We start from the raw sequence: 22,297 nt of genomic DNA, 5'->3' as shown, positions 1-22,297 counted from the left end.
CAACTTTCACTCTTTAAATGTAAACGTTTTTATCATTTTTCATAAAATAAATGAAAACGAATGTAATCGCTATCATGACTCAAGATTACTTTAAACATACTAAACTGTCAATCCAAGAATTGTTTGGGTGCCAGGCACCCAAACAACTCTGAAACAATTTAAAATGTTTTGAATTGACCTGAAGTTGTTCCGGTGCCTGGCACTGGCTGTAGTTTCTTCGAGGAGTGATAGGCTGCTAGGGCTACTTCCATTGCCCTGAGTCCATCTTCTCCTGTTATTGGAACTGGGGTGTTTTCTTTCACTGATTTTATAAAGCTGTCAATCAGTGCTTGGTCGGAATCAGACCCCCAAAATTCACGTGTAGTTTTCATTGTTTCATCACTGTGCAGTGTAATGTTTTGTTTGTATAAGTCAACCCGAGCAATGCCCTTCGTTCCTATAACTTCGACCGTTAAATCTCCCCACACAGGGAATGACTTGGATCTGGACCAAGATGGATCCAGTGAGGCAATTACGCCGTTATCGAACTCGAATGTAAGCAGTCCACAATCATCACTCGGAATGTCGTGAAAACGAGTATCTACTTCAGCGTATACTTCTCTTACTTCTGCACCCGGCATGAACCACCTCATGACATCCACTACATGAACAGTATGATCCATCACCGCTCCGCCACCGGATTGTTTAGGTTCTACAAACCAATCACCCGGATTTGATCCTCGATTCGTTCCATTGATGGCCAATATTTGTCCGAACTCTCCGTTATCAATTCTTTCTTTTATCTCTCCGGCAACGGCATGAAAACGGCAAGGAAAAGCAATCATTAATTGAACTCCATTTTCCTCTGCAGCTTGTATCATCGCCTTCGCATCCTCAATATTCGTTGCGATTGGTTTTTCACATAAAATATGCTTTCCTGCTTTTGCAGCAGCAATCGCCATCTCTGCATGCCTTGCATTTTCAGAACAAATAATGACAGCATCAATATCTGTTTGAAGCAAATCTTGGTAGTTTGCGTACCAAGTAGTTTCAAATTCATTGGCCATCTGTTCTCCACGTTCTTTTACATCATCAGCAATTCCAGCGAGGGTAGCATCTTGTGACTTGACAATAGCATGCGCATATGAATAAGCATGCATATGTGCAAAACTTATCATTCCAATTTTCATACTCTCGCCCCCTGTCCTAACGAGATAACCTCATTGTTTTCTATAGACCGGAACACAGCTAAGCCACATTTCAATGCATGAAAAGCTGCTTGTCCATCATGTTGATAGGAATGGAAATGGTTCTTTACATCTTTTAACTCCTCCAAATAAGGGGCGTACACGGATTTATTACATGAAGAAGGCGTTTTCTCATAGTAAGATGCATAAATAGGTACAGCTTCCTCAGATTGATAGGATAATACACCTTTTTCGCCAGCTGCTTCCAAAAATAATCGATCTTTATGAGAACCTTCTATCACTTTTGCATCTACATGTACAATCAGTCCATTTTCAAAGCGAAGAGAACCGTAAATAACATTAACATACTCGTTCTGTTGTTTTAGCCCCTTTGCGTATATACGTTCAACATTTCCAAAAATGGATTGCAGCCACTCGATTTCATTCACTAATAATTGAAGCAGCAATTCATTGGATTTTTCATAATCAAATCTTTCCACATATTTATCTATAATTATTCGAACCGTTCCTACACGGCCAACCGATTGTTGATTTATTAAATTTTTCATTTTCTCATATTCCGGTGAAAATTGCAGTGGATTGCTGACAAAAAGCTGAACTCCAGCTTTTCGGGAAGCAAGTATCATTTCTTTTGCATCAGCTTCGGAGTTAGCTATCGGATTTTGGCAAAAAACATGCTTACCAAGAGCGGCAGCCTTTACTGCAGCTTCCTTTTGATCGAAAGTCGGAAGACAAATATCAATCATATCCGGGTTTTCTGCGGCTACTAATTCCTCCAAAGTAGAATATGGTTTTACGCCGAAAACTTGAGCATACTCCAACGCCTTCTCATCTTGCTTATCAACTAAACCAACAAGCTTTACCCGATCAATTTGTGAATATAGATGGGCCCGCCGCCTTCCAACTTTCCCGACACCAACAATGCCTACTTTCAACAAGGCTGACACCTCTTTTCATAAACTTTTTTACCTTTTACAAATGTCGATACTAAGTTAAAATCTTCATCCAATATTAAAAAGTCTGCATCTTTTCCACGTTCAATGGATCCTTTCCTATTTACCACATTTGCTTTTTTAGCTGGAACAATTGTAAATGATGGAAGGACCTTTTCTAGAGGAAGACCTGTATATTGGAGTACATTATGTAATCCATTTATCATCGTTAATGAGCTTCCTGCAAGAGTATCTGGATGCTCTTTTAAAAATATTTTTCCATTCATTACTTGAACATCATCATATTCCCCATCCAGAAGCCCTGTACTTTTCACTGCATCCGTAATCGCGCATATTTTATCTGCGCCTTTTGCTTGATACATAAATTTAACGACCGCTGGATGAACATGAATACCGTCAGCAATGAGCTCTAATGTGAGTTCCTCCAACATAAGTCCAGTTCCCGCAACTCCTGGATCACGATGGTGTAATCCTCTCATTCCATTAAAATGATGGGTTGTATGACGAACACCATGCTCTACGGCTTTTTTCATTTCTTCGTAGCTAGCATAAGAATGTCCGATAGATACGGTAACTCCTTGTTCGTTAAGGTATTCGACAAGTTCAAGTCCACCTTCTATCTCTGGCGCCAACGTTACGAGACGGATTGTATTTTCAGAAGCTTTTATAAACCGTTCCATTTCAGTTAGGTCTGGAAGTCGGATTTGCTCAATATCCATTGCACCCCGTGCCTTTTCGTTTATATAAGGTCCCTCTAAATGGACTCCTAATAGCTCAGCACCGGAAACCCCGTTTTCAAACGAAGCAGCACAATTTTTCAAAACACGAATAAGATCATCATTTGAAGCTGCCGCAGTAGATGGCAGGAATGATGTTGTACCATGTGATGCATGGAACTTACTAGTTTCATCCAGGTCTTTTTCCGTTCCTCCCATAACTTCATACCCATTGCCACCGTGTATATGAACATCAACAAATCCCGGAACGACAATCTTTCCTCTTAAATCAATAACGTTAATATTAGTGCTATTGAGTTGCTCATGCGAAATATCTATGATTTTCCCGTCTTCATCCACTAACATTTGTCCGTTTTCGTAGATGTCCGAGCCAGTATAAATTTTGCCATTTACATAAAGCGTCATTCCTTGAGCCTGCATACTGTACACTTCCTTTATTTATAGCTTGATACTTTCTTTTGCAAGATGTGCGACACCGATTAACCCAGCACTATCACCCAATTGTCCGATTTTTATATTAAGATCGGCAATATAGAAAGGACATTCCACTTCTAAGGTTTTACGGATTGGATTAAGTAGAAAGTCACCAGCCGCAGCAACCCCACCCCCGATAATGATCACTTCGGGATTAAGCAGGTAAACGACTGTAGCCAACTTTTGAGCTAGGGTGTTACCGACATAATCAAAAATTTCTTTCGCCGCGGCATCACCCTTTTCACTTGCTTCATATACATCCAGCGCGGTAATCTTACCTTCAACAAGCCGAAGCAAAGTGCCCTTGTTTGATGACACTTTTTCGGCAGCCAGCCTTGATATTCCGGGAGCTGAAACGACGGTTTCCAAGCAGCCTATTTTTCCACATGCACATTCATTCGATATACCCGGAACTGTGTCATGCCCTAACTCGCCGGCTAGGAAGTCCGAACCTGCAATTAATTGCCCGTTCACAATCGTACCGACCGCCATCCCTGTACCAATTGTGAGACAAACAATATTGTCGTACCCAACGCCCGCGCCTTTCATCGCTTCTCCGATTGTATAGCTTCTTACATCATGTTCTATTCTGACAGGCACTTGCAGAATGTCTGATAATCCCTTTGCTAATTCAACATTTTCCCATGAAAGATTCGTTGCTAGTTCAACAATGCCAAGCCCTCCATCTACCTTTCCGGGAACAGCAACACCAACAGAAATGATTGTTTGATGTGCTGCAAACCTATTAATCTCCAATGCTAGTGATTGAATAAATTGTTCAGGATTTTTAATAGATAATTCTTTTGATGGCACGGAAGTCTTTTTGATTAAAGATAAATCATCATCAAACATTCCTATAACTGTATTTGTACCTCCAATATCAACACCAATAATCACTTGATCCATCGACATCATTCCTTATACCGTTTGAGGTTCCGTGTTAAAATGAATTTCAGTTTTGTTCTCACTGGACTCGTAAATACCGCATAGTATTTTCATCATTTCCACCCCATCTTCAATCGGGCTAATAGGGCTATTTCCCGTTTTACAGCACTCAATAAAATGATTGATTTCATTTTGAAAAGGTACGGCATAATCAGGGGAAAGCTCGTCAACTTGCGGTTCAATATTTAAAATTGTGCCATGTTTCTCCGACATAATGACAAGATTCGGGTCTACTTCAGCCCCACCTTTATCTCCATATAACTTCAAACTAATTTCATCCTTCTTCGCATGAGCAGTAAAGCTGACATCTACAAATAATGAAGCACCATTCTCAAAACGGACCAAAGCATTAGCCATATCCTCTACTGTATTAACACTAGGATCATAGTCTGCAGCTTTATAAAATGATAAGTTTTGTATATTGGATCGGTTTCCTACTTTTTGATATACATTCCCGCTCACCGATTTCACTTTAGGTTTCCCCATTAAATACCAGCAAATATCGATTATATGTACCCCAAGATCGATTAATGGCCCGCCGCCGGAGCGTTCTTTATCTGCAAACCAACCACCTGGATTACCAATTCTTCTAATATATGATGCCTTAGCATAATAAATTTCTCCAAGATCTCCGGAATCAATAAAGCTCTTTAACACATTCGTACTCGGCTCATACCTCCGAACATATCCTATTTGAAAAACTTTATTGGATTTCTTTACAGCTTCCTCTACTCGGAGAGCCTCATCGACTGTTTTGCATAACGGCTTTTCAGATAAAACATGTTTACCCGCATTTAATGCTGCAATACTAATTGGAGCATGCGTATTATTCCATGTGCAAATACTAACTGCTTCCAGTTCAGGGTCTTGAAGCATTTCCTCATAATCCGTATGAACAACTTGTATGCCATATTTAACAGCTTTTTCCCTCGCCCTTTGTTCATTTAGATCGCAAATTGCATATAGTTCTACATCGGGATTGTTTTGATATGCTTTTAAATGAAACTCGGAAATAGAACCGGCCCCGATGATTCCTACTTTTACTGTCATAATATATCTCTCCTCTTTGCTTATTATGTATAGACAATATGGTAAAAGATTTCAAATGTGTAAACGTTTACACATTTACGATATAATGATATAAATACCTTGTCAAGCAATATTAAAAATTTTTCATCTCTTCTGTATTTTTTGGCAACGTGTTAATCTAAGAACAAAAAGACGACATTATATTCATAATTTGAATGTAATGTCGCCTTTCCGGGTTCATTTCTAAGAGTATTTTTAGTAACTTTTAATATTATAGATTATTTATTCCTTACCCATGAATTTGTCTACACGGGCCTGGGCCTCAGCTTTAACTTTTGCAATGGCTTGTGATGGAGATTCTTCACCATTTGCAATACTTGCATACGTTCCCCAGAACGCATCATTTAAATCATAAGCCGCCCAATAATTCGCATTAATTTTTTCAAGCATTTCCGTAGCTGTATTAACGGACTCTTCGTTCGGCATTACGTTTTCAAACCATTCCACAACACCATCCTGGGATAATTCCCAAAGCTGCAAGTCTTCCCAGATTTGATATACGATTTCTGGATCCTCAACACCTTTTGGTATCGTCATTCCTTCAGCACTAGAAACAATGGTTTTATAGTCACTTGCTTTAGGACCTTTTGGCCAGAATACATAGCCCCACTCAAATGGTGTATCTGAGCGGCCATCTGCTTCCCAAACCCACCCTTGAGTCATCCCTACCAAGCCTTCAGTAAAGTATTGACGCGGGTTGTTCCAAGTATCTCCTTCATTCGGTTTTACGACTTTATGTTCATTGAAAAGTGAATTCATAAATTCTAAACCTTCCATTGCATTAGGAGAATCTAATGTTAATTCACCTGTAGTAGTATCTAAAACTTGTCCTTCGTTAGTTACGATGGAATATTCGCCAAGTAGGTTTGCATCTCCACTTAGGCCATAGTTTGATCCAGTGGTCAGTTTTTTAGCTGCATCAAGCATTGCATCCCAAGTCCATTCACCAGCTTCTTGCAATTCATATGGATCTGGTAGACCAGCTTGTTCAAACATTGTTTTATTGTAGAACATACCGCCGCTTTCATTTATTTCATGCTTTAATAGGTGTACCTTTTCATTGAAAGTCCCCATTTTTTTCAGAGTATCACTGATTTTTGACGTCGACAGATCAATGATATCATCTAATGCATACAAATAATCTTGTTGAACCATAGCTGCAGTCATGTTCGTATCTAAGCCTACAAGGTCTCCGAGTGGCTCATTTGCCAAGACACTTGCAGTTAACTGATTTACCTTCTCCTCCCATGGCACAACAACATATTCTATTTTCACATTATATTTTTCCTCTGCTTCTTTAACCTTCTGAACGGATAAGTCACCGAGCTCCGTTCCACCTTGCGGCGTCATATCCCAGTGATTGACAATTTTAATAACACGCCCGCCCAAATCATATGTTGGTTCTTCTTCTTCTGCTGCTGGTTCTTCCTCTTTTGGTGGATCATCTTCCTTTACAGGATCTTTTTCACCAGCTGTTTCTTTACCTCCACTACAAGCGGAAAGTAGTAAAACGAATATTACCATGAGTAGAAAAGACAGTTTCTTCGCCTTCAAATTGACCCCTCCTAATTAAAATAATCAATCTAATCATGCAATGATTGGTGTCAAAGTTATTACATCCCCCCTTTCACGTTGTATTACAACATAAATATTTTAATATTATGATAATTATGCCAAAAAGTAGGCCCTCCTAGTTAGGTAACTGATTAAGTTACTTTTACCTTATAAATCTATTAACTGTTAAATTAAACAAGAAAAAAGAAAGCCCTTTCATTATTCATAATATTATTCAAACTTTCTTCTTACGTAAATGGAATATTGCTAGTTATTATGTAATTTTGCTAGTTATTACTAGATTATTATTTACAATTACAATAAAAAAACGACTTCCATCGTTTTAGTAATTAAGAAAAATGCGGCTTATTGTCGATTAATACTTTTGCTTTGCTAAGTAAAATATTAAGTACATTATTGTTACGAAAAAACAACCCGCGGACAGGAAGTCTGCGGATTGTTATATTCATAATTACTTATTGAATTGTGGTAAATAATCTTTGTTAGCTTCTAAAATCTCATCTAACAACGTTTTAGCAAGAGCTGCAGAACCGACTAGCGGATGAATCGTCAACGCTTGAAGAGCTTTTTCATAGTCACCATGAACACCAGCTTCAACCGTTAATTCTTCGTATGCTTTTACTACTTGCAGCAACCCTCTAATTTGTGGTGTCATTTCAGCTTGCAATTGAATTGGATGAGCACCTTGAGAATCAATTACACAGTTAATTTCTATAGAAGCATCATCCGGCAAGCAGGCGATGGCTCCATTGTTACGAACGTTAACTGTTTGAATATCACCTTTGTTTAAATAAATTGAACTCATAAGATTCAGCGCAGCCTCTGAATAGTAAGCTCCACCGCGTTCTTGTAATTGTGGCGGCTTAATGGCAAGCTCAGGATCTTTGTAAAGTTCGAACAATTCAGCTTCGACTCTTTTTACGACATCTGCGCGAGTACCATTCTTTTCAACTGATTCTAATTGCTCTTTAAGCATTTCATCTTTCATATAATAGTAGCGATGGTATGAACATGGTAATGCTCCTAAAGATTGAAGGAATTCTTTATCCCATCCAAAGTCAGGAATATTTTTCATTGTCATCCCTTTTGCTTCAGACACTTTAGACAAGATCTCATTTGTAATGTCTACTCCATCAACGACAACTCTTGTTGTCCAGTTAAGATGGTTAATGCCCATCATTTCAATATATACTTTGTCGAGCTCAACATCACATAATCTAGCAATATGCATTCTCGTACCGATTGGCAAGTTACATAGACCAATTGATTTTACATTTGTATGCTTAATTACAGCTTCTGTGACAATACCCGCTGGATTTGTAAAGTTAAATAGATATGCATTTGGAGCTAGTTCTTCAATATCTTTACAAATATCAAGAATGACAGGAATTGTACGCATCGCCTTAGCAAATCCGCCTGCACCCGTTGTTTCTTGACCAATCACATTATGTTTGAGAGGGATATGCTCATCGCGCTTACGTGCGTCAAGCAAACCAACACGAAGCTGAGTTGTAACAAAGTCTGCATCCTTAATCGCTTCTCTGCGATCTAAAGTTAGTTTTACATCAATTGGAACTCCTGCTTTTTCAACCATTCTTTTAGCAAGCGCGCCAACGATTTCTAATTTGTGTCTTCCTTCTTCAATGTCAACTAAATAAAGTTCTCTGACTGGCATTTCATCATATCTTTTAATAAAACCTTCAACAATTTCTGGTGTGTAGGAGGAACCTCCTCCGATAACAGCCACTTTTAATGCTTTTTTCATTCTTCATAGCCTCCATACGAATTAAATTTTTCATATATTTCATCTGTTGCAGTAATACCTAAATGATCCATCCCTAGTAAAACTGATCCGTAAACCGGTTCCATCTCTGGTATGACTAATTCGATTTGCTTTTGATGATCGTCTTCTATCGTTTTACGCAGTGCTTCTAGTAAATATTTATTTTGCCCCTTTTGAACAATGCTTCCCGTTAGTACAATCGGAATCGGTTGGTCAAGATCTCCGAGATTTTTAATGACTGCACTTGCCGCTAGACCCAATTCAACGCCCATTTTTTCCATTAGACCAATGGCTAATTTATCGCCTTCATCGGCTGCCTCATGGAGAATAAGAGCAAGATCATTTGGCGCATGATAAATATCGTTATCAAGAAAATGGTTAAATAATTCTTCCATGTCATTATGTCCGAAGTATTTTGGTACCTTCTCTGTTAAAACGGAAGGTTGTTCCCGCTTTTCCCATGAACGTACAGCAGCACGGAATGTTTCTTGAGCCATCGCACCACCGCCGGCATAATCACCAAAGAAATAGCCAAAGCCACCAACTTGGACTTGCTTTCCTTCTTTGTTTCTCCCAGCAGCATTCGTCCCTGTTCCACATACTAATACGACACCGGTAAAGTTTTTAGAACCAATCCTTAAACCTTCCATCGTGTCACAAACAAGGTCCCATTTCTCAAACGGTATTCTTTTCAAACCGGATTCTAGTATAGCGATATCCTTTGGGCGATCAGCACCTGCAAGGCCATATTGAACAAAATCAATATCCTTATAGTCAAGCCCTGCCGACTTTAACGCGCTGTCAATTGAAGCTGTTATATTTTCAATCGCCTTATCGATTCCGACAGTTTGATAGTTTCCACCGCCTCCGCCAGACACTCCTTTTCCAAGCTGATTCCCATTTTCATCAGAAATGACGGTAAATGTTTTACTTCCCCCACCGTCTACACCCATAATGATTGGCATTCTCTTCCCCCTCTGCTACATTATTTTTTTGGTAGCGTTTTCTATAATGTGAATAAGACGCATACAACAAAGATGGATGAATCTCGTTGATTTTATAAAAGAGCGGCCTAAATATTGTTACTATCTTTAATTTACACTTGTTATAACAAATAGTCAATATAAAACTTATTGCGTTCTTTCTATATCTTTTACAAAAATAAATGCTTATAATAGGTTTTAATTCAACTATATTAAAACATTTACTTGTTATGACCATTTTTGAAAAGAATTGGGGGAGTGCATATGGATTCTATCAAAGAACAACCGGCTTTATATAACGTTGTAAAAAATAAGATTCTTGATCAAATCAAAGCGGGCAAATACGAAGTTGGCGATAAGCTACCAACAGAGATGGAATTATGCGAGGAATATAGCGTCAGCCGTACTACTGTTAGAATAGCCTTACAGCAACTTGCCCTTGAAGGAAGAATTCATAGAATTCAAGGGAAAGGTACATTTGTATCCAAGCCTAAAATTCAGACATCATTATCAACTGCGGAAAAAGGATTTGCCAGTCAATTAATTGAACAAGGCTATAGACCAAGCACGGAAATATTAGATTTGAGAGTGATTCCAGCAGATCAAACACTTGCCATAAATCTACAAATAAACGAAAACGATCCCGTTACTAGATTAACTCGCATTCGTTACGCGAATGACGAACCACTTTTCTATTCTATATCATTTATACCATGGCAATTTGCTCCAGGACTGGTAAATGACGAAGAAGGATGCAAAAGCTCGTTGTTCCAACTTTTACAAGAGAAATATAAAGTAGGAATTCACAAAACAATCGAAACGATTGAACCAATACTTGCAAGTGAAACGATAAGTGAATATTTAGGCATCCCGGAGGGTTCACCCGTTTTTTCTTTAGAAACCACTACTTACAACGATGATATGAAACCAATCGAGTTTTCGGATTCCGTATTTAGAGGCGATCGTTCAAAGTTTACAATCGAAAGATTTTATACTACTTTGGATATGTAATCCTATTATAATTAAAAATTTGAAAAACTTCATCTGAAAGCGTTATCAAAGGTCAGGGTCTTTTCCTTTAATGGAAAAGGCCTTTTTGTTTTTTACGATTATCTCATCGTAAAGAGGGTAAAGAAAAATGTCGAACGACTAAATTGCTTAAGGGCGAAAAACATAGGAGGGGTCCATTATTTTTAGGAAAAAGCTCGTATTGTTTGTTGTTTTTCTTTTATTATTAGTCCCACTTACAGCATGTGGGAGTAGTGGTGATGAGAAAAAGTATACAGTCGCAACAGACTCAAACTTCAAACCTTTTGAATATTTGAATCCTAAAACTGGTGAACTAGAAGGATTTGATATCGATTTAATCAAAGAAATTGCGAAAAGGGCTGAATTTGACGTTGAGTTTGAAACAATGGATTTTGATGGTTTACTTGCCGGAATGCAATCAGGACGTTATCCAATTGGAATTGCAGGCATGTCTATAACAGAAAAACGGAAAAAGTCGATTGATTTTTCAATTCCCTATTATGACTCCGGAATGATTTTGATGGTTCCAGAAAATAGCGACATACAGTCGATTGATGATGTGGACGGTAAGAAAATTGGTTCTCGCCAAGGGTCAACTAGTCAAACGTATTTAAAGGAAAAGACTAAAGCCAAAGTGGAAGCTTTCCCGGAAATTGTAACGGCCTATCTTGATGTAAAAGAAGGCAGACTGGACGGAGCTCTCTATGATTTGCCGAATGTTATGTATTATATCGCTCAAGAAGGTGAAGGCAAGTTAAAAACCGTCGGTGAAGTATTGCAAGGTGAGTCATATGGAATTGCCTTTAAGAAAGGATCAGAAATCGTTGACGATGCTAACAAAGCACTGCAAAGCATGATTGATGACGGCACGTATGCGAAGATTTTTGAAAAATACTTCGGCGAGCCTCCAACTGAAAAGTGGTTGGGAAAAGATAAATAGGATATACATTCTTGCCAAGGGAGAGATTCATTGAATGATAGATGCTTTTATCGAAAGTCATTATATACAAAGTTTACCCTTTCTACTGAAGGGATTAGTGTGGACGCTTCTTATTACGGTAGTTGGTCTTATTTTAGGATTTATTTTAGGTGCCTTAGTCGGTTTGGGACGGCTCTCAAATAAGAAATTTATACGGATTATTTGTACTGTATATGTTGAAATTATTCGCGGAACCCCTATTCTCGTACAAGTGTTATTCATTTATTTGGGGTTAACTGAGCAAGTGATCGGGGTTAATATTGATAAAGTAACTGCTTCTATAATTGCGATTTCAATCAACGCAGGAGCATATATAGCAGAAATTGTCCGTGGTGCAGTTGATTCAATTGATAAAGGTCAACATGAGGCTGGGAGATCCATCGGGCTTTCAAAGAAGCAAACGATGCGCTATATCATTTGGCCTCAAGCTTTTAAACGCATGATTCCTCCATTAGGAAATCAATTTATTATTAGTTTGAAAGATACTTCCCTCTTTTCCGTCATTGCAGTCGGCGAACTTTTATATATGGGCAAGCAATATTACAACGTAACCTATACACCTTTTCAAACTTTAACAATGGTGTGCGTCCTTTATTTACTTATTACGATACCTACTTCATATTTTTTAAGAAGACTAGAAAGGAAGATGGATGTCTAGTATGATCACTGTGAAAATTTTGCATAAATACTTTGATGACCTGGAAGTTTTAAAAGGAATTAATGCAGACATTGAGGAAAATGAAGTGGTATGTGTCATCGGCCCATCAGGCTCTGGTAAAAGCACCTTTCTTCGCTGCTTAAATTTGCTTGAGGATATCACTTCAGGCGATGTGATTATTGATGGTGCAAATCTTACCGGAGATAAAGTAGACATCAATCGTTTACGTTCTCAAGTCGGGATGGTGTTCCAGCACTTTAATCTTTTTCCACATATGACGGTATTGGAAAATATCACATTAGGACCTGTAAAAGTGAAGGGAACTTCCAGTGAAGCAGCGAAACGAGAAGCCTTGCCACTATTGGAGAGGGTCGGATTAGCCGATAAAGCAGATGACTTTCCGGATAGTCTGTCAGGGGGACAAAAGCAGCGAGTCGCGATTGCGAGGGCACTCGCGATGAATCCCAAAGTAATGCTGTTTGACGAACCGACATCTGCCCTTGACCCTGAACTCGTCGGTGACGTCCTTCAAGTCATGAAAGACCTCGCGGGAGAAGGCATGACCATGGTCGTCGTCACCCACGAAATGGGATTCGCCCGCGAAGTCGGCGACCGAGTGATCTTTATGGACGAAGGCATCGTAATGGAAGAAGGCGACCCCGAGCAAATTTTTGATCGCCCCGAAAACCCGAGGACGCAGGAGTTTTTGAGTAAGATTTTGTAGATGTTTATCGTTTGGTTTGTTGAGTATTGATGATTGCGGCAGCTATCAAAGTTGATCTAGAGGAAAAACCGCCTATTTTTTGGATATTTTCGGGGCGGTTTTTCTTTTTAGTTTTGTTTCATCATAAAAATTGAGTCCATTAGATGTTTTATGCATCCTATTAGATGATTCGCATTTCTATTAGATATTTCGAGCGACCTATTAGATGATTGACGTTTCTATTAGACGTTTCGGGCAACCTATTAGAGGATTCACGTTTCTATTAGACGTTTCGGGCGACCTATTAGATGATTTAGGTTTCTATTAGACGTTTCGGGCGACCTATTAGATGATTTAGGTTTCTATTAGACGTTTCGGGCGACCTATTAGATGATTTAGGTTTCTATTAGACGTTTCGATATTTATTTTCTTTGTGTTAAGATTTAATCTTTTTCAGCAAGATCCCCCCGCTGTTTCTGAAGGTTATCTAATTTCAATTCGTATTTCCTATGCCTTCTGTCACCTTTATACAGTAAATTAAGTGATTTTAAGATTTTAGATGCCACATGAACTGAAGATATTCCTACAAATTTCCTAAATTTACTATTCGTAATTTTAGAACCTACGAGAAGAACATAATCAATCAGCGCATTGCGAAGTGCTGATTTGTCCTTTCTGTCGCAAATTTCGCAAACCCAAGACTTCCCTTTTCTTTTAATAGATAACTGTTTACATTCATCACAATACATTCCCGGCAATAGCTCATCTTCAGTTATTCCAAACCTCTCCACATTAGGCCATGCGGGTGTATGCAATTTCAAAAGCAAACGTGTTATTCTTTGTATATCTTTTTTATCCAATACCGGGTTACTGTACTTATTGCTGACCATTTCTAATTTTGATCGTATATTAGGTGGGCGTATGACTTTTTGGGAAACGGCGGGATAATTGGGATTGGGTTTGATAATGGATTTTGGATTCGTAATGACAACAAAGGAGGTATTCGGTAATCGAGGGACAGCATGTTTTTCCAATAATGCGGTTAAAAAGTATTGTTGATTTTCTGCTTGGAGAATCGGATTGGGGAATATATCTACCTTATCATCTAATTTTCGTTCGAGCTGGTTTGGATCAAAAAATAGCTCTCCCAACATGTTTTTCCTCTCTAAAATGATGAAATAACTAGAGGTTAAGATTAGAGTATTAATTTGAAAAAACTTTTCATCTGAAATCGGAAGACGTAAATCATGAAATACTACATACTGCCCACGACCAAGTAGACCCTCAACATAGTAATCTAGACTTTGCTCTCCACGAAATCCAGCCCAACGCCTCGATAGTTCCTCTTCGATATCACCTCTTTTCAAGTGATTTTGCGGAAGTCTCCTTAAAAGCGCCTCGAGCATAAAAATAATCAAGGGTATGGTTCGTATTTTCTTTGCCAATTCATCACCTCAAAATGTTTATTAATGATATGCTTCTTCAAAACTTCTATTTATCCTCTTTTTTAAAATACAAAGAGGCATCCCAGTCTATGGAATACCCGATTATAATTTTACAACCACTTCTGTTCCGTCTTTTTCTTTCACTTCAACAATGGTCAACCCGCGGTATCGTTTTATTTCCCTTAACAATCCCTTCACTGCTTTACGATCAATGGAAGTGGGAATAAACGTTTTAGCATTTTCATCTATATTTTTCTGGATGAAATTTTGATTTACAAATTTCCAGAGCAAAGGCGAGGATGCTACCCAACTTCCTGCATGTAAAAGTGCATATGGTAAGGGAACTGTAAATTCACGTCGGTCTTTTAGTTTTACTTTAACTTTTAACATGGCGATCACTCAATGACAACAGAAACTTTTTCGCCTTTCGAACTCTCTACATCGACAATTTGACCAGACAATTCATTTTCAATCGCTTCTAAAATCAAGTCAACATCCAGAACATCGATATCTTTTACGTATTTGGCGGATTCAGGAATTGCTGAAGCAATGCTAAGGCCTGTTTTTAATGCCACCTTAATTAGACGCAACGGCAAATTCACGCTTACTTTATCGCCTTCTTCAGATGCCACTCGGATTTTAAGCATTTTATCTAAATAATTTGATCCTTTTATTGTAGCCGGAGTTGAGTCTTTCTCCTTTAATGCTTGAATTAATTCGCCCGCCTCTTCTGAATCAAGCTTTCCTTCTTGCACCATCGTTAATACCCTCGTAATTTCATTTTTCATACCCAGTTCCTCCTTTAGTCTCCCTTAATTATTTTTAATGCTTCATCAGGAGTAATTTCTCCTTTTTCAAGCATTGAAATGACTTTCCTTTCATCCACTTCACTTTTCTTTTCCGCATACCCAAGGGCGGCTACAATATCGTTTAACTTACCGCGTACGGTTGGATAGGAAATCCCCAATTCTTTTTCAACTTCTTTTATATTTCCGCGGCTTTTGAGGAATATTTCAATAAAGTGCAGTTGTTCTTGCGTAAGAGTTGCCAATTTGGATAGTTCAAATTCATTTTCGATTGTTGTATGGCAATGGGTACATTGCAACTTTGTGATTTTCAATGCTTCTCTGCACACAGGACAATTTGTTATAACGGGATAAGCCATAATTCTCTCCTCTCTTATTGTTGTTAATATCATAATACATAAAATTAAAGATGTAAATCATTTTTATTAAAATTATTAATACCTTTATTAAAATCATTAATAATTAGGTGGGAATAAATCAAAAAAATCAATTTTGAATCTTTTTTTAAGAGAAATCCGTACATAATACAAAAGAGGATGGTGGAATGAATGAATAATCATGAGATTGATTATGAAATTTTTGGAGATGACATGCAGTTTGTACAAGTGGAGCTTGATCCGAGTGAAACTGTAGTTGCAGAAGCGGGTAGTTTAATGATGATGGACGATGGCATTAGAATGGAGACTGTTTTCGGCGATGGATCAAATGAAAGTAATGGATTCATGGGAAAATTGATGGGTGCTGGAAAACGCCTTCTCACAGGAGAAAGTTTGTTTATGACGATGTTCACAAATGATGGGGTTAGTAAAAAGAATGTATCGTTTGCTTCACCTTATCCAGGGAAGATCATTCCTTTGGATTTAAGTGAATTTGACGGTAAAATCATCTGTCAAAAAGATTCGTTTCTTGCTGCCGCTAAAGGCGTTTCTGTCGGAATCGCGTTTCAACGCAAACTTGGTGCGGGCTTTTTCGGTGGTGAAGGGTTCATCATGCAGAAACTCGAAGGCGACGGAATGACGTTCGTTCATGCAGGAGGAACGATTCATAAAAAAGAGTTAGGTCCTGGTGAAGTATTAAGGGTTGATACGGGATGTCTCGTGGCAATGACAGGTGAAGTTGATTACAATATCGAAATGGTTCGCGGTGTAAAAACAGCCCTATTTGGTGGCGAAGGATTATTTTTCGCAACACTTCGCGGTCCTGGAACGGTATGGATTCAATCTCTTCCTTTCTCTCGACTTGCCAGCCGAGTGTTTGCCTCTATGCCTGCAGGCGGGGGGTCTAAAGATGAAGGCGGAATCGGTGGGCTATTTAATATTTTGGGTGGAGATCGATAAAATTAAACGGGGCTTCCATTGAAAAGTGGACGAGCCCCGTTTGCACTTTATTTTTTACTAATGACTCCGCATACAATTCGATCCCCTGCATTGCCGGCTGGATTTGTTTTATAATCATCCGGCTGAGCGTGAATGACAATTGCACTGCCATCTTCATCAAGCAACGTATTTTTTTCGCCTTGTTTAAGATTTACGTTTGTAGCTGTAATTTCGACATTAACAGTCCCTTTTTCCGTCACTTCGATATTTGGCAAGTCTCCCGCATGAAACCCTTTCGGATTGTCAAAGCCATGTTCCCTTTGTCCAGGATTGTAATGCGCCCCTGCTGATTTGAAATCCGGGGCTTCACATTTTCCCGTTTCATGAAGATGGATCGCCTTTGTCCCAGGCTCAAGTCCTTCCGCTTCAAGATGGATTTTTACCCCTTCTGTCGTTTCCGTAAGAGTGGCTGTCCCAACCTTTACCCCTTCTGTATTAACCATATTGACATCAATCGGGGTATGACTCGTAACCGGAATGGCCTCTTCCTGATGCAGTGGATTTACTTCTTTATCAGAAGCACAGCCCGTTAAAGCAACGGCAAACATCAAAGTTGTCGTGAACATGATTGCTTTTTTCAAAGTAAGAACCTCCTGTGTTTTAAATCCTTAGCATGATTTCCAAGAATTTAAATTTTAAACACAGAATATTATTCCTCATACATCATTTTTCGTGTCATTCCCCCATCCACAACCAAGTTGATGCCTGTTACAAAATCATTCAGTGGATTCGTTAAATAAAGGCATGCTCTAGCAATATCTTCCGGCTTCCCGACTCGCCTAGAGAGATGTTGGGTATGATCAATTTCTCGTAGTGCTGCATAATCTCCTGTTTCAATCCAGCCTGGAGAAATCGCATTTACAGTAATACGATCTTCAGCGAACGAAGCTGCAAGAGCATGGGTCAAGGCTAGAATCCCGCCTTTTGAAGCAGCATATGCTTCTGTATCCGGCTCAGACATCAACGCGCGGGTGGAAGCAATATTAATAATTGCCCCACCTTCTTCGTTTACCCTCATATATTTTGCGGCTTCGCGAGAACATAAAAATGTACTTCTTAAGTTTGTGTTGATGACATCGTCCCATTCTTCAACCGATAAATCATATGGAGAACGAGTTATCCCTTTTCCAGTATTATTGATTAAAACATCAATCCTACCGAAGTGTTCCACTGCTTTTTCCATTAATTGAATGATTTCATCAGCTTTGCGGACATCCGTTTGTTGAAATAAGGCGCACGGTCCTAATTTTTCTGCTAAATCCTCTCCACTCTTCACATCAATATCAGCCAATACCACTTTTGCACCTTGTTCGGCATACATTTTTGCAATTCCTTTTCCAATTCCATTTGCAGCACCTGTAATGATGACAACATGATTTGGCATTGCATCCACTTCCTAGTCATTTATTTTGTCTTAGCATAACTATGGTAAAAATCGTCTGTTAATTCACTTGCGAATGCTAGTGAAACAAGAGTGTTGCGAAGCGCCCTTCTCAAATTTCCCCTATCAAATGATCGATATTGTATGTCTCCAAGCAAGTCTTCGGCGTTTTCGATTGTATCTATTACTATTAATAAACTGTGTTTCGATTCTTCAGTCATATCAATATCTCTGTCTGCAAATAATTTTGTAAAAGACTTCCGATTTTGCTCCAGTGCCAATTTAAGCGCTGTTAGTTCCTGCTTTGTGATGGATTGCTTTCCTAAATCAATAATAAATGAGCCATCTATCGTGTAGTAGAAATCTTGGACAGCAATAGACACTTTATTCCTATCTTGTTTTTCTAAGTACCCTTTAGCACTTTTATATTTTTCAAGGAATTCTTTTCCTGAAACATTATCTTGATCATACGAATATGATTTATTCACGCTTGCCCAAGAGTATGGATAAAACCAACTCCCTAAAAGGTAGACAATGATTAAAGCAATTAATGGAATAGCTAGTTTTATATTTTTCAAAACGATTTCTCCCCTGTTAATAAGGAATACCCTACCCTCTTATTCATTAGTATAGTTAATCCAAATATCATTATCTTCTACAATGTTTAGGTCCTTCGGAATTTTTAAAAATACGTACCTGGCTTCCCCAAATGAACCCGATGAACCTAAGTTATGGGCTTTTCCTCCCGTAAACTGGTTAATGACAAATTCTTTTTTATAAGTTGTGAAACTAATTCCTCTTTGTCTAGACTTAAAACTTAGATTTAAGTTATTATTTTGGATCTCAGCATTTAATGGCGTCATCTCGTCTGTAATATCGAATCCATCTAGGTTACTTGCGGCGATATATTTTACTTCTATTAATCCATCATTTTCGGGTTTTCTATCTACTATAATCATACCATCGAAATAGCCTTCCACTTGGCGTATTTGCAACTCTTTACCACTATAATCAAACTTCCACTCTTCACGAATGAGCGAAGGGTCAATGTTTTCAATTCTCCCATTAAAAACATCCGCCTCCAATGTATCTAAATTAGCCACTTTGGTTATTGGAAGTTCCTTTATATTATGTGGGAGCATTTCGTACACAAAAACAGATAGCACCAAAAGGATGGCATATGTGAATAAAAAGATTTTGACAAATTGTTTATTTTTAAAGATGTATTTTAATCGGCCACTTACAAAAAGCCAAATGAGGAGGATAATAAGAACAAGGAATGGACCAAATACTAATAAGTTCGTCATTTCCTAACCTCCATTCTGTTTGACAATGAGGCAGCACCAGCGAATAGCAATCCTGAGATACCAACTACTTTTATGAGGAACAATAAAAATATCGACTCTCTAAAAATAAAATCAAAAACAACTTTTACCATTCCCTCGTTCGTAATTCCTAAGAATATGAAGGATCCTATAATCAGACACGGTAGTAACACAATAAAAATTTTGTTTATTTGAACAAGAGTGCCGAACATATAACCAAATGAGCTAAATAATAGCACATACAAAATAGTTGCAAAAATACCCAAAAAGAATTCCTTTGGTGCTACGAGCAGACCACTGTTTACACCATATTGAACGTCCGATGTGAAATACGTAATGACTCGAAGTAAATATCCCGATAATATTGCCGAAGTTCCACCAATCATACTAGTCGAAACTAGAAATAGGGCATTGGCAATATTACTGCTTACTCGATTTGATACGAATGAAAAGTCGTCATATCTTGCTGCTTTTGCTGTAATCAATATTGCTGTAAGAAATGCCCACAGAAACGTAAAAACAAGAACAGTTTCAGCGGAATAATACGAAATATGAATTGAATAACGCTCACTCGAAAATCCCATTCCTCCCGAACCGCCAAGCGAAAATACCAACCCCAATAATTGCATAAAAGCAAGGGAACTAAAACTGCCAAAAAAAGCTCTTAGTTTAAAATGATATTGCCTTTTTACAACATCAGATAGACTCAATTCGATTAAAGACATCGTCAATCCCCCCCTTATCTGAGTTCGTTAAGTACACACATACATCGCTTGATGAAACTGGTTTAAGTTCTATACCATCTAGCATCAAATTTTTAATATCGCTTTCAGTAAAATCATTACGAATAACCGTAAACGTACGATTTTGACTTTCTTGCTTGTAAATGATTTCCCTTCCTTGTGTCCAGGGAGCGATTGCGGATTTTTTCCCTTGAAGAGCAACAGCCCACTCCTTCAACTCAGTAATTGGGAGATGAAGATGAGCTTTTCCGTCCTTAATTAAAAGCACATCCTCTAGAAGATCCTCTATTTCATTCAAGTGATGACTGGATAGGATAATCGTCCGTGGGAAAGCGATATAATCTTTCAACAGCGCTCGGTAAAAATCTTTACGAACCGCCGCATCCATTCCGGTAGTTGGTTCATCAAATATAGTAAGAGCACATCTTGACGCTAACCCGAAAATCATATTGAACGTACTTTTCATCCCTTTTGAAAGATTATTATGGAGCTGCTTAGGATTAAGTGAAAAATAGTTAAAAATCCCCTCCGCAAGTTCTTTATTATAGTTTCCGTAAAAGCGACCAGCTTCATTTAAAATCTCTGCAAGATTCATAGAAGGTGGAAAGGTCATCTGATCATCGATATGGATGCTATTTGCGGAGACGAGCAAATTATTGAAAGGGGCTTCAGAAAAAACTTCAATTTGCCCTGAAGTTTCATGGATAAACCCAGATATGATATTTAATAAAGTTGTTTTCCCGGCACCGTTTCTCCCTATCAGACCTGTAATTTTATTTTCTTGTATCGTAAAGGACATATTATTTAGAACAATGTGCCGACCATATTTTTTAGTTACATTCGTGCATTCAATTACATTCACTTTTCTTCACTCCTTTTTCGATTCCTTTCTTGAATCATCATAATAAGGTCGTTTTCAGCAACGTTTAAACGCTTTGCTTCTATTACTAGCGCATCAACCAATTCCTTTAACGTTTCATTTCTTCTTTTATCGAGTATTCTCTCCCGCGCACCTACAGCAACGAACATTCCGAGCCCACGCTTCTTATAAAGAATTTGCTCATCCGCCAAAATATTCAACCCCTTTGCGGCCGTAGCCGGATTAATATTAAACAACTCGGCTAGCTGATATTGTGAGTACACTTTGTCATCGTTATTAAAGTTTCCGCTAATAATTTCGTTTTCTATCCATTCAGATATTTGCACATAAATCGGTTTAGAACTGTCCGAGTTTAATATCACACAGTTACCTCCTCTCAACCACAGTGCATTAGTGTTGTAATGTAGTATATAGTATGATTTTTAAAAATGCAATATGTTAATTAAATATGGTACGATATTTTTACAGTAGTTCAGCCAGAAAGGGATGTCTCATGTGGAAAACGATCCAATTTTTGACTTAAATCGCTTAAAAGAAATGAGAGTAGAACTAACTCGTTTCATGATGGCTTATAAATTTGCCTGTGATGAAATCAACACAAAAATCAATATTTTATCCGATGAATTCAACTATATTCACGATTACAATCCAATTGAGCATGTTAAATCTCGTGTCAAATCGCCTGAAAGCATTTTTAAAAAGGTGCAGCGGAAAGGATACGATATCTCTCTTGCTTCCATAAAAGAAAACATTAGGGATATTGCAGGTGTTCGGATTACGTGCTCATTTATTTCTGACATTTATGTCCTTAGTGAAATGCTGCAGAATCAAGGGGACATCAAAGTCGTCGAATTAAAGGATTATATAAAAAATCCAAAATCAAATGGATATCAAAGTCTCCACATGATCGTAGAGATTCCAATATTTATGTCAGATCGAACCGTGAATACTTATGTGGAAATTCAAATCCGTACAATTGCGATGGATTTTTGGGCAAGCTTAGAACATAAAATTTACTATAAATACAATAAAAAGATACCTGAAGGACTAGCAAATGAACTTCGAAATGCCGCTCTCGTCGCAGCGGAGCTTGATCGTAAAATGGAGTGGCTTCAAAATGAAGTGTCAGCATTTAAAGAGGAGAATGGCGAAGATACGGGACTTGCCTTTTTAGAAAATGGGGATATTCCGGCCATTCTCTTAAAAACCTTGTCTGAATATCAGAAAAGAATTGGGCATGAATAGA

25 protein-coding genes are annotated in these 22,297 nt (G+C 38.2%); 6 read left to right on the top strand and 19 right to left on the bottom strand.

Features of this window, described 5'->3' with window-relative positions:
- Window positions 1-158: 158 nt before the first annotated feature.
- The 8 genes from NQ185_RS07615 to NQ185_RS07580 form a co-directional block, all read right to left on the bottom strand.
- Window positions 159-1,169 carry a Gfo/Idh/MocA family protein gene (locus NQ185_RS07615; RefSeq protein WP_257581043.1) on the bottom strand — a complete coding sequence of 337 codons (1,011 nt, stop codon included), beginning with the start codon at window positions 1,167-1,169 and terminating at the stop codon, window positions 159-161.
- Window positions 1,166-2,125, bottom strand: coding sequence for a Gfo/Idh/MocA family protein (locus NQ185_RS07610; RefSeq protein ID WP_257581042.1), 960 nt, complete (start codon window positions 2,123-2,125; stop codon window positions 1,166-1,168). Before NQ185_RS07610 ends, NQ185_RS07615 begins: the two co-directional genes overlap by 4 nt.
- Window positions 2,119-3,297, bottom strand: a complete 1,179-nt coding sequence (nagA, locus tag NQ185_RS07605; RefSeq protein WP_257581041.1) for an N-acetylglucosamine-6-phosphate deacetylase — start codon at window positions 3,295-3,297, stop codon at window positions 2,119-2,121. Before nagA ends, NQ185_RS07610 begins: the two co-directional genes overlap by 7 nt.
- Before the next feature lie 18 nt (window positions 3,298-3,315).
- Window positions 3,316-4,257, bottom strand: a complete 942-nt coding sequence (locus tag NQ185_RS07600) for an ROK family protein (protein WP_257581040.1) — start codon at window positions 4,255-4,257, stop codon at window positions 3,316-3,318.
- A 12-nt stretch (window positions 4,258-4,269) separates the two neighbouring features.
- Window positions 4,270-5,349 (bottom strand): Gfo/Idh/MocA family protein, encoded by a 1,080-nt coding sequence (locus NQ185_RS07595; RefSeq protein WP_257581293.1) that lies wholly within the window; start codon window positions 5,347-5,349, stop codon window positions 4,270-4,272.
- Between the two features lie 258 nt (window positions 5,350-5,607).
- Window positions 5,608-6,939: an ABC transporter substrate-binding protein gene (locus tag NQ185_RS07590; RefSeq protein WP_257581039.1), complete on the bottom strand. Its 1,332-nt coding sequence runs from the start codon at window positions 6,937-6,939 to the stop codon at window positions 5,608-5,610.
- A gap of 472 nt (window positions 6,940-7,411) precedes the next feature.
- On the bottom strand, window positions 7,412-8,725 hold the full coding sequence (locus NQ185_RS07585) for a 6-phospho-beta-glucosidase (protein ID WP_257581038.1): 1,314 nt from the start codon (window positions 8,723-8,725) through the stop codon (window positions 7,412-7,414).
- A complete protein-coding gene (locus tag NQ185_RS07580) occupies window positions 8,722-9,708 on the bottom strand; it encodes an N-acetylglucosamine kinase (RefSeq protein WP_257581037.1) in 987 nt (328 codons plus the stop codon). The genes NQ185_RS07585 and NQ185_RS07580 overlap by 4 nt, the downstream gene beginning before the upstream one ends.
- Window positions 9,709-9,990: 282 nt before the next feature.
- Between NQ185_RS07580 and NQ185_RS07575 the strand changes: the two genes are divergently transcribed.
- From NQ185_RS07575 to NQ185_RS07560, 4 genes are all read left to right on the top strand, one after another.
- Complete coding sequence (locus NQ185_RS07575; RefSeq protein WP_257581036.1) at window positions 9,991-10,737, top strand: GntR family transcriptional regulator; 747 nt, start codon at window positions 9,991-9,993, stop codon at window positions 10,735-10,737.
- A 199-nt stretch (window positions 10,738-10,936) separates the two neighbouring features.
- Window positions 10,937-11,695: a transporter substrate-binding domain-containing protein gene (locus NQ185_RS07570; RefSeq protein WP_257581035.1), complete on the top strand. Its 759-nt coding sequence runs from the start codon at window positions 10,937-10,939 to the stop codon at window positions 11,693-11,695.
- Between the two features lie 34 nt (window positions 11,696-11,729).
- Window positions 11,730-12,392, top strand: coding sequence for an amino acid ABC transporter permease (locus NQ185_RS07565; RefSeq protein WP_257581034.1), 663 nt, complete (start codon window positions 11,730-11,732; stop codon window positions 12,390-12,392).
- Between the two features lies 1 nt (window position 12,393).
- A complete protein-coding gene (locus tag NQ185_RS07560) occupies window positions 12,394-13,116 on the top strand; it encodes an amino acid ABC transporter ATP-binding protein (protein ID WP_257581033.1) in 723 nt (240 codons plus the stop codon).
- A gap of 422 nt (window positions 13,117-13,538) precedes the next feature.
- Here NQ185_RS07560 and NQ185_RS07555 read toward each other — a convergent pair whose 3' ends face one another.
- The 4 genes from NQ185_RS07555 to NQ185_RS07540 form a co-directional block, all read right to left on the bottom strand.
- A complete protein-coding gene (locus tag NQ185_RS07555; RefSeq protein WP_257581032.1) occupies window positions 13,539-14,540 on the bottom strand; it encodes a nuclease-related domain-containing protein in 1,002 nt (333 codons plus the stop codon).
- A 102-nt stretch (window positions 14,541-14,642) separates the two neighbouring features.
- Window positions 14,643-14,930 carry a hypothetical protein gene (locus NQ185_RS07550; RefSeq protein WP_257581031.1) on the bottom strand — a complete coding sequence of 96 codons (288 nt, stop codon included), beginning with the start codon at window positions 14,928-14,930 and terminating at the stop codon, window positions 14,643-14,645.
- A gap of 5 nt (window positions 14,931-14,935) precedes the next feature.
- Window positions 14,936-15,328: an SHOCT-like domain-containing protein gene (locus tag NQ185_RS07545; RefSeq protein ID WP_257581030.1), complete on the bottom strand. Its 393-nt coding sequence runs from the start codon at window positions 15,326-15,328 to the stop codon at window positions 14,936-14,938.
- Between the two features lie 14 nt (window positions 15,329-15,342).
- Entirely contained in the window at window positions 15,343-15,705 is a 363-nt protein-coding gene (locus NQ185_RS07540; protein ID WP_257581029.1) for a DUF2089 domain-containing protein, read from the bottom strand.
- 189 nt (window positions 15,706-15,894) lie between these two features.
- Between NQ185_RS07540 and NQ185_RS07535 the strand changes: the two genes are divergently transcribed.
- On the top strand, window positions 15,895-16,683 hold the full coding sequence (locus NQ185_RS07535; protein WP_257581028.1) for a TIGR00266 family protein: 789 nt from the start codon (window positions 15,895-15,897) through the stop codon (window positions 16,681-16,683).
- 47 nt (window positions 16,684-16,730) lie between these two features.
- Here NQ185_RS07535 and NQ185_RS07530 read toward each other — a convergent pair whose 3' ends face one another.
- The 7 genes from NQ185_RS07530 to NQ185_RS07500 all read right to left on the bottom strand — a co-directional run bounded on the left by NQ185_RS07530 (window position 16,731) and on the right by NQ185_RS07500 (window position 21,413).
- Window positions 16,731-17,303 (bottom strand): superoxide dismutase family protein, encoded by a 573-nt coding sequence (locus NQ185_RS07530; RefSeq protein ID WP_257581027.1) that lies wholly within the window; start codon window positions 17,301-17,303, stop codon window positions 16,731-16,733.
- A gap of 68 nt (window positions 17,304-17,371) precedes the next feature.
- On the bottom strand, window positions 17,372-18,106 hold the full coding sequence (locus tag NQ185_RS07525) for an SDR family NAD(P)-dependent oxidoreductase (protein WP_257581026.1): 735 nt from the start codon (window positions 18,104-18,106) through the stop codon (window positions 17,372-17,374).
- Window positions 18,107-18,126: 20 nt separating this feature from the next.
- Window positions 18,127-18,681 (bottom strand): hypothetical protein, encoded by a 555-nt coding sequence (locus NQ185_RS07520; RefSeq protein ID WP_257581025.1) that lies wholly within the window; start codon window positions 18,679-18,681, stop codon window positions 18,127-18,129.
- A 39-nt stretch (window positions 18,682-18,720) separates the two neighbouring features.
- Window positions 18,721-19,410, bottom strand: a complete 690-nt coding sequence (locus NQ185_RS07515; protein WP_257581024.1) for a hypothetical protein — start codon at window positions 19,408-19,410, stop codon at window positions 18,721-18,723.
- Complete coding sequence (locus NQ185_RS07510; protein WP_257581023.1) at window positions 19,407-20,153, bottom strand: hypothetical protein; 747 nt, start codon at window positions 20,151-20,153, stop codon at window positions 19,407-19,409. Before NQ185_RS07510 ends, NQ185_RS07515 begins: the two co-directional genes overlap by 4 nt.
- Window positions 20,125-21,033 (bottom strand): ABC transporter ATP-binding protein, encoded by a 909-nt coding sequence (locus tag NQ185_RS07505; protein WP_257581021.1) that lies wholly within the window; start codon window positions 21,031-21,033, stop codon window positions 20,125-20,127. Before NQ185_RS07505 ends, NQ185_RS07510 begins: the two co-directional genes overlap by 29 nt.
- Window positions 21,030-21,413, bottom strand: coding sequence for a GntR family transcriptional regulator (locus tag NQ185_RS07500; protein WP_257581020.1), 384 nt, complete (start codon window positions 21,411-21,413; stop codon window positions 21,030-21,032). Before NQ185_RS07500 ends, NQ185_RS07505 begins: the two co-directional genes overlap by 4 nt.
- 124 nt (window positions 21,414-21,537) lie before the next feature.
- Between NQ185_RS07500 and NQ185_RS07495 the strand changes: the two genes are divergently transcribed.
- Window positions 21,538-22,296: a GTP pyrophosphokinase gene (locus tag NQ185_RS07495; RefSeq protein ID WP_257581019.1), complete on the top strand. Its 759-nt coding sequence runs from the start codon at window positions 21,538-21,540 to the stop codon at window positions 22,294-22,296.
- Window position 22,297 lies beyond the last annotated feature (1 nt).

Source organism: Lederbergia panacisoli (assembly GCF_024626525.1).
Taxonomy (GTDB): Bacteria; Bacillota; Bacilli; order Bacillales; family Bacillaceae_C; genus Lederbergia; species Lederbergia panacisoli.
Note: the sequence above shows the minus strand (reverse complement) of the source record. Positions and strands in the feature narration are given on the sequence as shown.

Excerpts from the sequence above, each read along its gene's own strand:
- NQ185_RS07615 (WP_257581043.1), bottom strand. The coding sequence starts at position 1,169 with ATGAAAATTGGAATGATAAGTTTTGCACATATGCATGCTTATTCATAT.
- nagA (WP_257581041.1), bottom strand. The coding sequence starts at position 3,297 with ATGCAGGCTCAAGGAATGACGCTTTATGTAAATGGCAAAATTTATACT.
- NQ185_RS07600 (WP_257581040.1), bottom strand. The coding sequence starts at position 4,257 with ATGGATCAAGTGATTATTGGTGTTGATATTGGAGGTACAAATACAGTT.
- NQ185_RS07585 (WP_257581038.1), bottom strand. The coding sequence starts at position 8,725 with ATGAAAAAAGCATTAAAAGTGGCTGTTATCGGAGGAGGTTCCTCCTAC.
- NQ185_RS07580 (WP_257581037.1), bottom strand. The coding sequence starts at position 9,708 with ATGCCAATCATTATGGGTGTAGACGGTGGGGGAAGTAAAACATTTACC.
- NQ185_RS07575 (WP_257581036.1), top strand. The coding sequence starts at position 9,991 with ATGGATTCTATCAAAGAACAACCGGCTTTATATAACGTTGTAAAAAAT.
- NQ185_RS07565 (WP_257581034.1), top strand. The coding sequence starts at position 11,730 with ATGATAGATGCTTTTATCGAAAGTCATTATATACAAAGTTTACCCTTT.
- NQ185_RS07560 (WP_257581033.1), top strand. The coding sequence starts at position 12,394 with ATGATCACTGTGAAAATTTTGCATAAATACTTTGATGACCTGGAAGTT.
- NQ185_RS07550 (WP_257581031.1), bottom strand. The coding sequence starts at position 14,930 with ATGTTAAAAGTTAAAGTAAAACTAAAAGACCGACGTGAATTTACAGTT.
- NQ185_RS07545 (WP_257581030.1), bottom strand. The coding sequence starts at position 15,328 with ATGAAAAATGAAATTACGAGGGTATTAACGATGGTGCAAGAAGGAAAG.
- NQ185_RS07540 (WP_257581029.1), bottom strand. The coding sequence starts at position 15,705 with ATGGCTTATCCCGTTATAACAAATTGTCCTGTGTGCAGAGAAGCATTG.
- NQ185_RS07535 (WP_257581028.1), top strand. The coding sequence starts at position 15,895 with ATGAATAATCATGAGATTGATTATGAAATTTTTGGAGATGACATGCAG.
- NQ185_RS07525 (WP_257581026.1), bottom strand. The coding sequence starts at position 18,106 with ATGCCAAATCATGTTGTCATCATTACAGGTGCTGCAAATGGAATTGGA.
- NQ185_RS07515 (WP_257581024.1), bottom strand. The coding sequence starts at position 19,410 with ATGACGAACTTATTAGTATTTGGTCCATTCCTTGTTCTTATTATCCTC.
- NQ185_RS07510 (WP_257581023.1), bottom strand. The coding sequence starts at position 20,153 with ATGTCTTTAATCGAATTGAGTCTATCTGATGTTGTAAAAAGGCAATAT.
- NQ185_RS07495 (WP_257581019.1), top strand. The coding sequence starts at position 21,538 with ATGTCTCATGTGGAAAACGATCCAATTTTTGACTTAAATCGCTTAAAA.